Genomic DNA, 17024 nt, shown 5'->3' with positions numbered 1-17024 from the left:
GTACCTTGCTTTGTTATTAAAAACTAACAAAAATATAATGATTGAAGGCGAAAAGTTAATTCCGATTAATATCGAGGAACAAATGAAATCCGCATACATAGATTATTCTATGTCTGTAATTGTGTCCAGGGCATTGCCTGATGTAAGAGATGGTTTAAAGCCTGTGCACAGGAGAGTACTTTACGGAATGCACGAATTGGGGGTTAAAGCTACCGGAGCATATAAAAAATCAGCGAGAATTGTCGGAGAAGTCTTAGGAAAGTATCATCCGCACGGAGATACGTCCGTATATGATTCCATGGTACGGATGGCTCAAGACTGGAGTGTGCGTTATATGATGATAGACGGGCAGGGGAATTTTGGTTCTGTAGATGGCGACAGTCCTGCAGCAATGCGTTATACGGAAGTAAGAATGCAAAAAATATCCGAAGAAATGTTATCGGATATTGAAAAAGAAACGGTGGATTATCAGTTGAATTTTGATGACACATTAAAGGAGCCCACCGTATTACCTACCAGGATCCCAAACTTACTAATTAATGGGGCTTCCGGTATTGCAGTAGGTATGGCCACCAATATGGCACCGCATAATCTCACGGAAGTTATTAACGGCACGATAGCGTATATAGATAATAGGGATATAGAAATAGATGAGTTGATGCAGCTCATAAAAGCCCCTGATTTTCCGACAGGAGGAATTATTTACGGTTACGAAGGTGTTAAAGATGCTTTCCATACGGGTAGAGGGAGGATTGTAATGCGTGCAAAAGCCGTTATAGAAGAAGTAAAAGGCAAAGAATCTATCGTGGTTACTGAAATTCCATATCAGGTTAACAAAGCGGAAATGATTAAAAAAACAGCCGAACTGGTAAACGATAAGAAACTGGAAGGTATTGTTAATATAAGAGATGAGTCCGATAGAAACGGAATGCGCATTGTATATGTGTTGAAACGCGATGCAATTCCTAATATTATTCTAAACAAATTATTTAAATATACTGCACTGCAGACTTCTTTTAGTGTAAATAATATTGCATTAGTAAAGGGAAAACCGGAGCAATTAAATTTAAAACAATTAATTCATTATTTCGTAGCACACAGGCATGAAGTTGTTGTTAAAAGAGCCGAATACGAATTAAAGAAAGCAGAGGCCAGAGCACATATTCTGGAAGGGCTGATTATTGCATCTGATAATATTGATGAAGTGATCAAAATAATCAGAGGCTCTAAGAATGCAGATGAAGCCCGGGACAGCCTGACGGTTCGGTTTGAACTGACCGAAACCCAGGCAAAAGCAATTGTTGAAATGAGACTTCGTAATCTTACCGGTTTGGAGCAGGATAAATTACGAGCGGAATTTGATGAAATTGTAAAAACCATTGCCGATTTAAAAGACATATTATCCAATGAACCAAGACGCTATCAAATCATCAAAGATGAATTAGTTCGTATCAGGGATAAATATGGAGACGAACGCCGTTCCACCATAGAATATACCGGTGGCGATATGAGAATAGAGGACATGATTCCTGATTCCAAAGTAGTAGTAACTATTTCTAATGCCGGATATCTGAAACGTACCAATTTGGACGAATACAAAGTACAAAACAGGGGGGGGCGCGGACAAAAAGGGGTGACCACCAGAAATGAAGATTTCTTAGAGCACCTGTTTATAGGAACCAATCATCAGTATATGTTATTCTTTACTCAGAAAGGAAAAGTATTCTGGATGCGGGTTTATGAAATTCCCGAAGGAGGTAAAACATCAAAAGGGAGAGCTATTCAGAACCTGATTAACATAGGACAAGATGATAAAGTAAAAGCATTTTTGGTAACTCAAGATTTGAAAGATGAAGATTATGTAAACAGTCATTATGTAATTATGGCCACTAAGAAGGGACAGGTTAAAAAAACTCCTCTGGAGCAGTACTCGAGGCCAAGAACCAATGGAATCAATGCTATTACTATCAGGGAAGATGATGAATTACTGGAAGCAAAATTAACCACAGGAGATAGTCAGGTAATGTTGGCTCTGAAATCTGGAAAGTCTATCCGTTTTGAGGAAGCAAAAACAAGGCCTATGGGTAGAATAGCATCCGGAGTGAGAGGCATTACTCTTGCAGATGAGAACGACGAAGTGGTGGGTATGATTGCCGTAAATGATATGGAAAGTAATATTTTGGTAGTTTCTGAAAAAGGATATGGCAAACGCTCCAAATTAGAAGACTATAGAATTACGAACAGAGGAGGTAAAGGAGTGAAAACATTGAATATCTCGGAAAAAACAGGTAATTTGGTCGCCATTAAAAATGTAGATGATAGTAATGATTTAATGATTATTAATAAGTCAGGGATTACTATTAGAATGGCAGTGGAAGATTTACGCGTGATGGGTAGGGCTACTCAAGGAGTGAAACTAATCAATATAAAAGAAGATGATAGTATTGCTGCAGTAGCAAAGGTAAGGTATGAAGAGGATTCTGAAAATAATGGTATGGAAATTGAGAATAATGGAAACGAAAATGAATAAAATTTAGAATCTAAATAATAACGACATGAGAAAACAAGTATTAGTCATTTTTGTGAGCCTTATAGCAGTAGGCCTTTTTGCACAAAAAAGCGAATTAAAAACTGCAGAGAAAGCAATTAAAAAATCAGATTATAGAACAGCTTCTACGGCATTAATGGCAGCTAAAAGCTTGGTATCTAACATGGATGTAAAAACAAGAGCAAAATTTCACTATTTGGAAGTTCAGGCATATAAGGGAGTTAGAAAATATGAAGCTGCAGCAACGGCTTTTAAAAACTTACAAGATGTTGAGAACACTTCCGGTAGAAAAAAATATGCTGCGACTGCAAAACCTATGGTAGATGAAATGGTTGTTGAAGTTTCAAACAGAGCAGCCACTTTATTTACAAAAGATAAGGATTTTCTTAATGCTGCCAAAGATTTTTTGTTAGCATATACGCTGGATCCTACGGATACTGCTTCCCTCCAAAATTCTGCATTGAGTTCTTATAATGCTCAGGATTTTGAAGGTGCTTTAGAGAAATATCGGCAATTGAAAGATATTGGCTATACAGGTATTACCACCATTTATTATGCCAAAGAAAAAGCGACAGGAATAGAAAGAAATCTGGGGAGTAAAACTCAGAGAGACAATATGGTAAGATTAGGTCAGTTTAAAGAGCCCAGAGATGAAGTAACCTCCTCCAAAAAAGCGAGTATTATCAAATATATTGCAGCTATTTTAGCTAAACTCGACAGATATAAAGAAGCTGTTAAAATGATTAAAGAAGCGAGGGCTCAAGACCCCGACGATCTTAATCTCTTACTAACCGAAGCGGATTTTTATATCAAATTGGAAAAAATGGATGAGTTTGAAAAACTATTGAAGAAAGCCGTTGAGTTAGCTCCCAATAATCATCTTCTGTATTATAATCTAGGAATTATAAACAGCGATAAAAAAGGTAAAGAAGAAGAAGCTATGGGCTATTTCAAAAAAGCAATCGAGTTAAAACCCGATTATGCAGATGCATATTCAAGTATGTATAGATTGATTATTGCCAAAGAAAGTGAAATCAATGATCAAATGGAAGGCTTAACTGATTTTGATAAATACGATGATCTACAGGCAAAAAAAATATTGATATATAAAGAAGCATTGCCTTATTTGGAAAAAGCAGATAGCTTAAAAAGAACCGTTGAAACCGTAAAAGTGTTAAAAAGCTTGTATGAGATCTTAGAGATGAATGACAAGGCAAAAGAATACGGAGAGATTCTTGATAATATGGGTTAAGAGATAGCTATTTTAAACAAAGAACTCATTTTGGCTTTCACGTATTAGGCGACATGAACTGGTTTTTACTGTATGTGCTCATTATTTCACCAAGTAAAAAAAGCCATCAATTTACAGTTTTATTGACTGATAATCAATGGCTTATTTTAGTAGCGGGAGCAGGACTCGAACTTGCGACCTTCGGGTTATGAGCTTTGTCTTTATAATACCAATAAATAACAATATAATTGATTATCAGTATTTTATAATTTATCAGAAATTAAATAAAACCGTATAAAACCATATAAAATCGTAATTTGTTTTAGGTATGTTTTAGGTAAATTTATCAAAATCACTTATCTTTACACTTCAACGAATTAACTATGGGGTCAGTAAAGATAATACTTTGGAAGCACGATAAGAAGAAAGATGGTTCACTTCCTTTAGCTTTAAGAATAACAAAAAATAGAAAAACAAGATATATTTTTACTGGGAAGTACATTTTTGAAAAAGATTGGGATGCAAAATCTAATAAAGTCAAAAAATCGCACCCTAATTCTACACGCTTAAATAATCTACTTTTAAAGCGCTTGAGCGAAGCTCATGCTACCCTTTTGGAAGCCGAAACTAATGATGAGAATTTCACTACGCAACAAATACAAACTAAAGTTAAAAGAAAAGGCTCTAATGTATCTTTCTTTCAATTAGCATCTGATAGAATTAAAGACAAATACACCAAAGGAACTTTTTCAGTTGCTAAATCAGAATTATCTATACTTCACAATATTCAAGAGTTCTTGAATCATAATCCCGCTAACCCAAAACTATTGGTTATGGATGAGATTAGAGAACGACGAAAAATCCGAATCTCAAAAGCTCGTAAATATGAGAATTCTATTGTTGACGAAATAAAAGCTTATTCCAAAAATAAAAGTTTATCATTTCAAGATATAAATACAACTTTTATAAGCAAGTATAAGACGTTTTGCGCTTCTTATTTGGAGCAAAAAACAAGAACTATTACCAATCTAGTTAATCTTTATTCGTACGCTCTATAATCTAGCCATAAAAGAAGGCATAACTAATAATAAAAATTATCCTTTTGCAGGAGAGAATGAAAAAATACGTATCCAATCTGGCAATAAAATAGGTCTCACTAAACAAGAACTTGAGAAAATTGAAAACCTTAAACTAGAGCCTAATACTTCTATTTGGCATACAAAGAATATTTTTCTGTTTTCATATTATTTTGCAGGAGTTCGTATTTCTGATGTACTAGAATTGAAGTGGTTTAACTTTGTTGATGGTAGACTATATTATGAAATGAATAAGAATGAGAAACCAGTAAGTCTAAAAATCCCCGAAAAGGCAGTTGCTATTTTGAAACTTTATGAAGTTGATAAAGAAACAAATACTGATTATGTTTTTCCATTCCTAAAAAAAGCGAATCCGAAAAGCAAAGAAGATATCTTTACAAAAACACGAAATACCTCAAAACTATTCAACAAATACCTAAAAAGAATTGCAGAAAAATGTGCCATTCAGAAGAATCTATCAAATCATATTGCTCGCCATACTTTTGGTAATATTGCAGGAGACCGTATTAATCCTTTAATGCTTCAAAAATTATATCGTCATAGTAACCTAAAAACTACAATTGGTTATCAAGCGAATTTTATCCATAAAGAAGCAGATGATGCCTTAGATATGGTTTTAAATTCTTAAATAAATGAGTTAATAATATGATTTTATTTGACATATAATATCGTTTTATTTACACTTTAATTACATTTTATTGTACTTTTATAAAAAATAATAAATGCCTTTTACGCCAAATTATACAATCACATTATCTATTGCACAAAATTTAGTAGCCATAGAGGAAGGTAAAAAGCAATTTGAATCCACCCCTATTAATACAACCCTACTAAGTTCACTTCGAAAATCTGCTCGATTAGTTGCTACGCACTATTCTACACAAATTGAAGGGAATCGTTTAACAATGGAGCAAGTAACAGAAGTTGTTTCGCAAAAAAAAAGTGGGTTTTCTGGACGAGAGAGAGATGAAAAAGAAGTTGTTAATTATTATAAAGCATTAGAATATATTGAAACTAAAAACAACAAACTTCTAACAGAAAAAACAATACAAATCATTCATGGACTAGTTTTAAATGGGAAAAAAAGTGCTACTCCATATAGAGATGGTCAAAATGTAATAAAAGACGGACTCTCAAACAATATTGTATATATGCCCCCAGAAGCTTCTGATGTTGGCACTCTAATGAAAGAATTAGTTTCTTGGATTGATATATCTTTAGAAAATAGAAAAATCCCAGTACCAATTATAGCTGCCTTAGCTCATTATCAATTTGCGACTATACATCCTTATTATGATGGTAACGGAAGAACAGCTCGATTAATGACTAATTATATTTTACATTTTGGAGGTTATGGGTTAAAAGGAATCTATTCTTTGGAAGAGTATTACGCAAAAAACTTACATGGTTACTATGATGCTTTGGCTGTAGAGGACATCCCTAATTATTACATGGGAAGAGAACAGGCTGATTTAACAGATTTTCTAGAATATTTTATCAAAGGAATGGCTACTGCGTTTTCTAATATTGTAGAGAATTCTAAAAAAAAGGTTACAAGTATTTCTAATGATAATTCTAAATTATTAAGAGAGTTATCCGCTAAACAGCGAATGTCTCTAGACTTATTTTTACAACAAAAAGAAATCACTACGAATGATTTAGCTATTCATTTAGGCATTTTTAAAAGAAATGCTGCTATTCTTATAAAAAAATGGCTAGAAAATGATTTTCTTATTATTGGAAATCCTTCTAACAAAGCTAGGACTTATTTACTACATGAAAAGTGGGAGAGGTTAATATAAATATTCTGTTACTTAATTTTAAAATAACAAAGCCGATCCAAAATTTAAGTAACGGATTATAATTCTTTTTCAATAGAAAATTTAGCCATATTTAAACTGCTTTTATGAGTATTTAGCCATCCCCTGTTTTTTTTAGCTGAATAATAAATTGGTTTGCCCGCTATTATCTTTAGGCGGGTTGGTGTTTATTTTCCATCTAATTCTAGTAGGCATCAATAAAATTGAGACTACTTTTGATATTTTATAGTATATAAAGTTTGTAAGTTCTCTAATAGTATACTTGTTAAGGTAGTTGTATCCAGCGTCTAGTAACAAATTAAAATGTAATGCTTTCATTTTTTTGTAAATCATAAACATGGCCACTGTAAGTGTAGCGAGCATAGATTGTACTCCATCAAAAGTTTTCATTTGTATGTCTTCCAATTTGTATTCTTGTTTTATGTGTCTGTGATATTCTTCTATTTTCTAACGTAATCCATACCCTTTAAAAGCCCATTTAGCTACTTCTATAGCACTAGATAGATTACTTTTTACCATTAAATAACAAAGACCTCCATGTTTTTTGTTTCTTGAAATTACTAGCCATAATGGATAACTAGTTCCTTTTATACTATAGCCTATTGGAACAACTCCTAATTCATAATCAACAAGAACAGGTTTGTCTTTCTTTATTTTGACTACTGTCTGAGTTATTGAAAAATTCACTTTCTTGACTAGTTGATTTACTTGATATTGTTCTTGTTTGTATAATAGAGATGTATTTTTTTTTAAGCGAATAATAGCTTGTGAAGAGTTACTGATAAAGAAATCTTTCAAAATAGTAGTATCTGCTCCTCTATCAAAAACCCAACAGCCTTTATCTTCTAGATGTTCTTTAACAGATCTAACAGCTTTCTTTATCTCATTATTACTACTTAATGCTCCCATTTCATAGCTATATGCTTTACTATAAAGAGGAGTTATCTCATTATGAATGTTAATTGCATTGATGTTCAGAACATTGTACCCAAGACCTATTGTTCCTGTATCTCCATTTTTCACAAACTCTAAACCCTCCATATATTTGGCGTGTTTCTTGCTAATATCAGTACCACCAATCAATATAAAATCATCTTTTGAAATACTAGAACTTGCTAATCTAAGATGAGAATCAAGAACTTTATCTGCGTAATCAAACTTTAAATATTGAGCTGAAAGACGTTTGCAAACATCTTTTAGCTTTAAGGACTCTCTAAGCGAAGCTGCTATTTGATTGACAAAGACAGTTTTGGATTTTAGAACCCCTAAAACCATATCTCTTAAACAACGCCTTTCTGGTTTTGTCATTGCCATATCTGCTGAAAAATAATTACTCAATTGGGTTTGTATCTTTTTTGTTAGTATATTGTCCATCTAAACTGTTTTTTAAGTCAATTTTGATTTTTTTGCAATAACAAAATACAACTTTTTAAACAGTTTTCCGTTTTTATTTGACTTGAAAACACTAGTGAAATTAATACATCGTAGAAATATCAATCAAGTTTTCAGGGGATGGCTAAATAAAAAACAAATGAAAAAAATTTATGGACTAACGAAGTGGTTACTGAAGTGAAACTAAATGTTGTATTTTTTAATCAAAATTTAGTTTTTTACAGAAGAAATATAGGTTGAATAACCCTGAACTCATTTAAACTTTTTCAATTTGCTAAAAAATTGCTGTTTTTAGCTCTGTTTTTATCTTTTTTTCCTTCCGTAGCACTGCTATGCAACTCAAAAAAGCTTTCAACATATCTAAAAACTTCTAATGTTCGCTTACATCCAAAAAGTTTAAATGAGTTCCCTGGTAAAAAATGACTCTTTAGAAACCTTTATAAAAATTATTAACAAAAAATCAAGATAACTTCAATACTGATTCTTTATAATTTGTAATGGTCCATCAATAGTTTTTCATACAATTTATCAGATAAGATTCTTTTTAAGATAACAGAGAATTTCTCCATAAATCCGCCAACTTTATAATGTATTTTAGGTTTTTTTGTACGGATAATCTCATCAACTTTTTTTGCTATTACCATCGGTTCCATTCCTTTGTTTACATGGGTGTTCATTACTTCCAGGTTTTCCCGGTATTTTTCTTTATAGGCCGAGTTTTCAAAAACAGGTGTGTGATACCTTCCGGCAGCGATATTTGTGGCAACATCTCCGGGAGCTACATTTGTAATATAAATTCCAAACGTTTTTACTTCCATTCTCATTGCTTCCGTAACCAGTTCAAGAGCCCCTTTGGTTGCAGAATAGATTCCTCTGAAAGGCAACCCCATATAGCCGGCTATGGAGGTTATATTCACAATCAAACCGGATTGTTGTTTGCGCATTTGTGGCAATACACACTTCATTACATCTATAGCACCAAAAAAATTAGTATCAAAAATATTTCGCATTTCATCTGTCGGTGTATCTTCAACAGGGCCTGTAATCCCCATTCCTGCATTATTGATTAATACGTTCAACTTTCCTTCTTTGGTTACAATGTCAGTTATCACTTTTTGGATAGTATCTATTTTAGTAACATCTAAAGCCACCAACTCAAAAGGATAATTTTTTATATTTTCCGGGTTTCTGCCGGTTCCATATACCGTATACCCTTTTTGAGTTAACCATGTTGCAACAGCTTTTCCTATTCCGGATGAAGCACCGGTAACCAAAACTACTTTAGGCATTTTTATTTAAAGATTGAATTACTATTACGGCACAAATATGAGAAAAGAATTTTAAATCAAACAGCAAGGCATAAAAAATGGCAAGCTATCTACATCACACTGCTACAACCTAATACCCTTGCTGCGTTCCCGCCCTGGGGGATTCAAAGGGAGCTAGTTGTGTAGGACTTGCCGAAGCAAATTTACAATCTATTTTGAGTATAACCGCTAAAATGGTATAAAAATCTTATTAGCTAGTTGGAAATGCTTTTGGCTCTAGTTTAAAATTGCGTTGATATTAATTTTTGATACTTCAATCCAATATTTTGATATTTTTGATACGCATTAATATGTTCTGACACTTTATTTACAAAGGCATTGAGTTTATCGTTTCTATATTTTAATTTTTCTTTGATGCGATACCAGTTCAAATATTGTTGCAAGTATTTGGTAGATACTCCCCAAAACTTGTTATCTATCCATTTCTTAACTCTGTTATGAGTTGAGTTGACATGTTGTATATGATACACTTTGTTTTTGACACGTTGTTTTATGACGCCTTTTAGAGTGTGATGCTCTATTTTATTGTCTATTGCAAATCCTTTGTAGCTTAGATGTGTGTCCCTACATAAAATGGCTTTACTTGCCTTTATTCTGCTGCCAATAGCATTTACAATATCTATTTTCTTTAATCTTCCCATAGTGGCTACAGTAATATCTGGATTAGATGTTCTATCTTGGGTTACAATAACAGCTACTTGATCATTACTGATGCCTTTGGTTTTAGAGCTACCACCACGTTTTCTTGATTCCCGATGATTTACTGGTCGCCCTTTTTCTGAATTTAAAAAGAAGGTCTCATCACTTTCTGTAATGCCTGTAAAATCATCTTTATCGTTTTCTGATAATGGGACTAATATCTTATGAGGCCAGTCAAAAGCCGTTTTCTTGTTTATCGATAAGGCTACTTTTATCTTATCTAAGCTCTTTTCTTCTAGCATTAATTCAAGGTAGTCATCAATCTTGTCCTTATGTTGCAAACCTGCCATCCAAGTACCTGTGTATTCTGTAAAACTGCGTTTGCAGGATTTACACTTATAGCGCTGAGAGCCTTTGTCAATACCAAATTTTACATACTTTGGATGCCAGCAATGGGCGCAACAACCTAACTTATTGTCTAATAAAAAACGCCTAGATTCTTGGCTTCTTACCGTTGGAACTGAATCTTTTGGTGATGTTGACAATTCTTTTAACAATTCCTGCCTTTCAGATTGGGAAAGCATGGAAATTCCTCGCTTTATTTCTTGTAAATTCATGTATTAAATATACAAATAATAGCTGTTATTAACTAGAGCCATGCTTTTTTATGTAATCTTCAATAGGATTTAATTAAAATCAAACAGTAAATGATGTATCAAGAATGATTTATTTTTTCTTTCGTGTTTGCTGTCAAAAGTGAATTTGTTCTCTTCAATAGAATTATCTGCTACACTTAGCAAATCGCCTTTCGGAGTAATATCAAACTTATCTTCTAACTTCTTTAGGATTTTATTTTTTATCTCCGATATATTACCCTCCAACACAAAGCCTATCATACCTCCAAAATTCAAGTTTTGTGCATATTTTCCGTTGAAGTAACGATAAACGCCTCCGTCAAATATAGAATGTCCTTTATTGTAGGCTACATATTTGTTTACCAAATCTTGACTATTATCTAAGTTTTTGCATTCAAAATGAAAATCTTTGCTTTTCCAATTCGTGCTATGTACAATAATATCATAATTCCCCTCTACATCTTCATCGTTAGTGCTTTCTCCAAATACTTTAAACATATAACCAAATTGCCTATCTCCATTCAGCTTAACTCGGATAAATTTTGCTATTTCTCTTTCAGTTCTTGGATGCTTCTTTTTCTTTTCTCGTTCAATTTTGTCCTTTAACTCTTTGGTATCATAGTTTTGGTAAAATGCGAGTAAGTGATGGAAAATTTCATTTTTCCAAAATTCATCGTTTAACTCTTTAAGTTCTGAAACACCAAGAGTAAGAAGAGGTAAGGGAAAGGATTTTGGAACTTTAATGTATTCTCTCCTCATCCTCATTAGGTATTAAGCGTTTTATTAAGTCTTGCCCGTCTTCAAAAGCCTTTGTCTCTGTCCAGTTTTTGTTGATAGCTTTTTTGATTATATAGACACAATCTTTACCATAAATTTTCTCTTGATTGGCTAAAAAATTTTCATTTGGGTTTTGCTCAAAAATTTCATTTAGAATATACTTTTTAGTTTTTCCTACATTAGGAGTATTAGAGTTTTCGTTTAAAGAGACTTTAACTACTTTCAAATTAAAATCTGTCGTTGTTTCCTCAACAGATATCGGGTTTTTAAAATAAAATCTCAATAATTCTTTTAGTGTTGCTATATAGCTATTTAATGCTGTTCTTTTTCTGCCTATTTTTTCTTCTGGTAAAAAATAATCCTCAATTCTTTGTTTTTCCCAATATGACAACTCATACAACTCATAAATAAGTTGGTTTAAATCATCTGACTTTTCAGAATACTTATACTCTCCTTTTGTGAATTTCCGGCTTAAATCCGAAATTTGATTGACTAAATGTTGGTCTAAGTCTTTAGGAAGGGGTAAGTTCAAAATAGCATCATTTCCAATTTTGAGGTAAGAGCCAATGTAACGCTTCCTTAGAAATAAATTAATGTAGTAATTTATTAATTTGGAGTTTAAAATGGCATTAACTAAATCATATAGCGTTTCATCAACTAATTTCATTACGTGTAAGTCAAAATCAAAATAAATTTTTTGTTTTACATATATTGAATTAATTGATTTACCTGTTCTATTGAATATTATTTTATGCCCAGTATAAATTTCTGGATTTCGCCCCCTTTCAAAATTTAATACACTTTCTTTGAGAAATATTCTAACATTCGAGTAAATAAAGTTGCTTACGTTACGAGGCTTCAATAATTCGTATCCAAATTCAGTACTTTTTTGCGAAGAAGTATTTTCCTCTCTGAAATTTTCAAAATACCTTAATTGTTGTTCTCTTTTTAAACTTTCCCACGCATCCTTGTCAATATTATATTCTTTGCAAATTGTTTTTTCTCCAACAATTTTTAACCCCTCGTGAATAAAATACTTTTCATTACACAAAAGTATATAATTCGAGAGAGAAGGATTGTATTTAAAACTATTGTATATTTCAAAATCATACTCATTACCTACAAGAAAATTCCTTAACCTTAACTCTTTTTTAATTAATTTACTTTGCTCAATCGGAATTATTTTGTCTTCTTGAATTATCAGTAATTCAAATGGTTTTTCTGAAAATAGCCCTAATTCTACTGGATAGTAGTCAATTTTATTGTTTTGATATTTATTGGTAAAAATTAAAGCTACTATGCTTTCTTTTGCTTTTTCAAATAGTATTTTTTTTACACGAGATAGCTCATATACCTTTTCTATTCCGTAATTAGAGTAAAAATAATTTTGAAACTCATTAGACTTATCATTGTAAAAATTAGAGTTATTAGATACAAAACCAAGCCTTGTATTCTCATTAGCCCAATCTTTGATTTTAAGGAAAAAACATTGAGAAATCTGTGCTTTTCCTACAATATCTTGTGCTTTTTTATTAGTCTTTTTGTCTATAGTAACTTTATAAGATTCTAGGAATTTAATCTCAGTTTGATACTCTTCAGTATTAGGTATTTCAAAAAATGGAGGATTGCCAACTATGTATGTAAACTTTTTATCTCCAAACGGATTTTCAGATGTATCAAGTGTATTGGTATGTTTGATGTTTTCAAAAAATGAGGAGTATTTAGAAAACAGGTTGATTTCGTTATTTTGGTTTAATTCACTTGCTATGTAATTCTTAATATCATTTGGGTTAATGTTTTTGAAAATTTGTAATGAAAGTGAGAATAATGTAAACCTCTTAGCAATTGGTTCTTTTTCAATACCAAAAATATTTTCAGCAAGTAACCCAGTTCTATATTTAATCTTCTCTATACTGTCTTGGGGCTCTAAATTTTGTTTTCCAGCAATTTCCAATAACCTTTGGAATCCTACAATTAAAAACATTCCTGAACCACTTGACGGGTCTAAAACAGAACCTATTTTGTCCTCATTTATAACCTCGTCGACAATTAACTGTGCTAATTTTTTAGGCGTATAATATATCCCGTTTTTTTTCTGTTTCTCAGACAAGAAAACTTCATAAATGTAGCTTATAAACTCAATAGGGAGAATGTCAAATTGAAAATGGAATAGTTTTAATTGTCCTGTACTTAAATTGGTATTAAAAGAGTTGGATATTAATTGTCTGACATTTGGAGTTAGAAATTTAATGTCTATTGTAGGGCATTCAAAAAGTGAGTTGTTAAAAATCTTGTGTATTTTTTTGAACAACTTGTTTAAGTCAGCATTTGAATTATTATCTAGTAACTTTTTATAGTTAAGGGTATTGTCTTTGAAATAGTATTCGTAAAAATGAGAATTAATAATGTGTTTATCCTCAAGATATTTTATGTAGAGTGTTCTATCTATTAATGCTTGAACTACCTCATTGCGCTCACTTTCTTCTACTAAATTAGTCAGAGCTATGTCTAATTGTTTTTTTAAAGTTTCTAAAGTAATTACCAGTTCTTTATCAATCCCCTTGTATTTAGCTTTATTAATGAGCTTGCTGTAATTGAACCAAAAGACTCCACTGTCAAATCGCCAATGGTTTATTTTGTTAAGTTTATCCGTATCCTTTTGATTAATAGAAAAGACATCTAACTGACTTTCTTTATTGGTAACGGTTGGCGAATATTTAGCATAATACAACTCCAATTTTGTTGTATTATTTGGATAGTAAAAAATCAAATCGGCATCGTTTTTATTCCAAATGTACCTTCTAATTTCTTCAGTATCTTTATCATTTAATACTGTAGTTATTAGATAAAACGAAGTGTTGGTATTATTTGGACTTTGGTAGAAAAATACTGAATCTTTGAGATTATGAGTTAAGGTATCATTCTTATCAAACACTAAAGTTCTTGCCTCAAAATCCCTTTTAAAGTCAAAACCTAATTTTGAAAAAACAATTTCATAACTCACTACTTACTAAACCTTTAATATGATTTTAAACACCAAGTTTAGGTGCTAAGTGTAACTCACAAATCTAATGAAAAAAAGTGAATAATTGTTTTCTTGTTTAAACAATATTTTGACTGTAAAATCTTTTAACCTGCACATCCGAAAACTCAAAACCTCTACGAGTTTTATAGCCGTATTTATTGAGCTTCCGAGCAATTTTATAGAAACCTTTCGATTATTCTCATTATTTCTAGCGTTATGCTTTATTGCTTGCAAACCTTTTTGCCGGGCCTCTATGGTTAAGTTCTTTGGCGAAGTTGGTAAAAGGCTTCATCTTGTAGGCATATTACTTCCGTAGGTTAAAGATACAAATTTTAGAGGTCCAAAACAGAATCCGATGCTTCATCTTCTTCTTTGTGCGTAAAATTAGATTGGTAATTTATTGTTGTTATGGAGGTATGGCGATAGAGTTTCTGTAACACTTGAATGGGAATTTTATCTTCCGAAATATTTCCAAAGGTATGGTGAGCTATATGCATGGTACCTTTTTATCAATTTCAGCTTTCTCATAACGTCGGCAAGGTAGGTGTTGAATTTTTTTGTTGCGGTTTTCGTTTTCGCAAGCATACCTCTTGGAGAATCAAAGCCTGCCTTTTTCATTTCAGGGAAGATGAAATCATCGGTATCACGCTTTTTTGCTTTGTAGTATTTGAGGATACTGTTTACTCTATCAGGTAGCTTGAGCGACAAAAGTTTGTCATTCTTGTTCATCCGATAGTGGAGTCGCCCGTCGTAGATATCACTCCGGCGAATTTTCAGAACATCAACAATTTTAATTCCTGCAAAATAGAAGCATGATGACGAGGTTACAGGTAAATTCGTTACCATTGATTTATGTAACTAAAATCAATTGAGTAATTTGAACTCAGCTTATAAATGCAATACCTCTTCAATCAAAAGAAAAAAATATGTAGGTTTGTATCACAAAACTAAATTTTAGAACAAATGGAAAATCAAGCAAGTAGTAAAAGTGTAATTTTAAATTATGGGCTCTATTATGGAGTGATCTCTATTTTAATCAGCCTGGTAGTGTACGCCATGGGCAAGCATCTGGATCAAGGTTTTAGCGGTATGCTTATCGGTCTGGTAGTGATGATCGTTTTTATAGTGTTAGCAACTAAAAAATTTAAAAAAGATAACAATGGTTTTATGTCCTGGGGACAGGGTGTAAAAGTGGGTGTTGGAACTGTGGTTATCGGAGTCATTATAGCCGTCATTTATCAACAAATTTTTATCAACTTCATCGAACCGGATTTTATGAACCAAATGGCAGAAAAAACACAGGAATCCCTGTTAGATGCAGGTTTGACAGAGGAGCAAATTGAATCCAGAATGGAAATGCAGAAAAAGTTCCAAAACCCTTTGATTTCCATACCTTTAGGTATTGTTGTAGGTGCTTTTGCAGGTTTTATATTTTCTGCAATTACCTCGGCTATCATGAAAAAATCCGAAGAAGATCAGTATTAACATTGACGGTAAGAACATGGTAAAGTTGAAAAGTTCACGTCTTTTTTACTTTCAAATTTCTTTAACTTAAACGCATGGATATATCGGTAGTAATACCTTTATTAAACGAAGAGGAATCTTTACGGGAATTATACGATTGGATTGTATCTGTGATGCAGTCCAATCGGTTTTTATATGAGATCATCTTTATTGATGACGGCAGTATTGACAGCTCATGGAAAATCATAGCATCATTAGGCCTCGAAAATACTTCTGTAAAGGGCATTCGGTTTCAAAAAAATTATGGAAAATCACAGGCTTTAGATGCCGGTTTTGAGTTGGCTCAGGGGAAAGTGGTGATTACTATGGATGCAGATTTGCAAGATTCGCCGGATGAAATTCCCGAATTGTACAGACTCATCACTAAGGAAAATTTTGACTTGATCTCCGGTTGGAAAAAGAAGCGGTATGACAATGTGATTGCTAAAAATATTCCTTCCAAGCTATTTAACTGGGCAGCCAGAAAAACTTCCGGTTTACAACTGCATGATTTTAATTGCGGTTTAAAAGCATATAAGAATACGGTTATAAAAAGCATAAAGGTAAGTGGCGAAATGCACCGCTATATTCCCGTATTGGCGAAAAATGAAGGGTATTCAACTATTGGCGAAAAGATAGTACAACATCAGGCCAGAAAATATGGCGAGACCAAATTTGGCATGAACCGTTTTGTAAACGGTTTTTTAGATCTCATTACAATTTCTTTCTTATCAAAATTCGGGAAAAGACCCATGCACTTTTTTGGTCTTTTGGGAACCTTGATGTTTGTATTTGGTTTCTTTTCCGCAGGATATATAGGTGCTGTGAAGTTGTATAAATTATCTCAGGGGTTGAAAACCATATTAATTACTGATAATCCGTGGTTTTATATAGCACTAACGGCTATGATTTTAGGTACACAGTTATTTTTAGCAGGTTTTATCGGAGAATTACTTACCGGATCAAAAAACAGCGAAAAACATTACACTGTTAAAGAAACGCTCAATCACTAACTAAATTGCTAACTTT

At 32.6% G+C, this 17024-nt stretch carries 12 protein-coding genes, 1 other RNA gene and 1 pseudogene; 6 read left to right on the top strand and 8 right to left on the bottom strand.

Annotation, left to right across the window (positions count from 1 at the left end; translation table 11 throughout):
* Nucleotides 1–37: 37 nt before the first annotated feature.
* The 4 genes and pseudogenes from gyrA to GKR88_10790 all read left to right on the top strand — a co-directional run bounded on the left by gyrA (nucleotide 38) and on the right by GKR88_10790 (nucleotide 6678).
* Nucleotides 38–2530, top strand: coding sequence for a DNA gyrase subunit A (gyrA, locus tag GKR88_10805; protein ID QMU64727.1), 2493 nt, complete (start codon nucleotides 38–40; stop codon nucleotides 2528–2530).
* Nucleotides 2531–2555: 25 nt separating this feature from the next.
* The gene (locus tag GKR88_10800; protein QMU64726.1) at nucleotides 2556–3800 is read left to right on the top strand and encodes a tetratricopeptide repeat protein; all 1245 of its coding nucleotides are present in this window, start codon (nucleotides 2556–2558) and stop codon (nucleotides 3798–3800) included.
* A 362-nt stretch (nucleotides 3801–4162) separates the two neighbouring features.
* Nucleotides 4163–5504: pseudogene (locus GKR88_10795) on the top strand (tyrosine-type recombinase/integrase).
* Nucleotides 5505–5598: 94 nt separating this feature from the next.
* Nucleotides 5599–6678: a cell filamentation protein Fic gene (locus GKR88_10790; protein QMU64725.1), complete on the top strand. Its 1080-nt coding sequence runs from the start codon at nucleotides 5599–5601 to the stop codon at nucleotides 6676–6678.
* A gap of 132 nt (nucleotides 6679–6810) precedes the next feature.
* Here the strand turns inward: GKR88_10790 and GKR88_10785 are convergent, their stop codons facing one another.
* From GKR88_10785 to GKR88_10750, 8 genes are all read right to left on the bottom strand, one after another.
* On the bottom strand, nucleotides 6811–7086 hold the full coding sequence (locus GKR88_10785; GenBank protein ID QMU64724.1) for a hypothetical protein: 276 nt from the start codon (nucleotides 7084–7086) through the stop codon (nucleotides 6811–6813).
* 57 nt (nucleotides 7087–7143) lie between these two features.
* Entirely contained in the window at nucleotides 7144–8070 is a 927-nt protein-coding gene (locus GKR88_10780) for a hypothetical protein (protein QMU64723.1), read from the bottom strand.
* Nucleotides 8071–8573: 503 nt separating this feature from the next.
* Nucleotides 8574–9377, bottom strand: coding sequence for an SDR family NAD(P)-dependent oxidoreductase (locus GKR88_10775; protein ID QMU64722.1), 804 nt, complete (start codon nucleotides 9375–9377; stop codon nucleotides 8574–8576).
* Nucleotides 9378–9452: 75 nt separating this feature from the next.
* Nucleotides 9453–9551: signal recognition particle sRNA small type (ffs, locus tag GKR88_10770), an RNA gene on the bottom strand.
* An 86-nt stretch (nucleotides 9552–9637) separates the two neighbouring features.
* Entirely contained in the window at nucleotides 9638–10672 is a 1035-nt protein-coding gene (locus GKR88_10765; GenBank protein QMU64721.1) for an IS1595 family transposase, read from the bottom strand.
* A gap of 69 nt (nucleotides 10673–10741) precedes the next feature.
* Nucleotides 10742–11449 (bottom strand): hypothetical protein, encoded by a 708-nt coding sequence (locus GKR88_10760; protein ID QMU64720.1) that lies wholly within the window; start codon nucleotides 11447–11449, stop codon nucleotides 10742–10744.
* The gene (locus GKR88_10755) at nucleotides 11430–14471 is read right to left on the bottom strand and encodes a hypothetical protein (GenBank protein ID QMU64719.1); all 3042 of its coding nucleotides are present in this window, start codon (nucleotides 14469–14471) and stop codon (nucleotides 11430–11432) included. Before GKR88_10755 ends, GKR88_10760 begins: the two co-directional genes overlap by 20 nt.
* Before the next feature lie 353 nt (nucleotides 14472–14824).
* A complete protein-coding gene (locus GKR88_10750; protein ID QMU64718.1) occupies nucleotides 14825–14989 on the bottom strand; it encodes a hypothetical protein in 165 nt (54 codons plus the stop codon).
* A gap of 466 nt (nucleotides 14990–15455) precedes the next feature.
* Here GKR88_10750 and GKR88_10745 point away from each other — a divergent pair, with 466 nt between their 5' ends.
* Both GKR88_10745 and GKR88_10740 read left to right on the top strand, forming a co-directional pair.
* Complete coding sequence (locus tag GKR88_10745) at nucleotides 15456–15977, top strand: DUF4199 family protein (GenBank protein QMU64717.1); 522 nt, start codon at nucleotides 15456–15458, stop codon at nucleotides 15975–15977.
* Between the two features lie 74 nt (nucleotides 15978–16051).
* Nucleotides 16052–17008, top strand: a complete 957-nt coding sequence (locus GKR88_10740; protein QMU64716.1) for a glycosyltransferase — start codon at nucleotides 16052–16054, stop codon at nucleotides 17006–17008.
* The last annotated feature ends 16 nt before the right edge of the window (nucleotides 17009–17024 follow it).

It is taken from the genome of Flavobacteriaceae bacterium, assembly GCA_014075215.1.
Taxonomy (GTDB): Bacteria; Bacteroidota; Bacteroidia; order Flavobacteriales; family Flavobacteriaceae; genus Polaribacter.
This window is presented reverse-complemented; position numbering and strand designations above follow the sequence as displayed.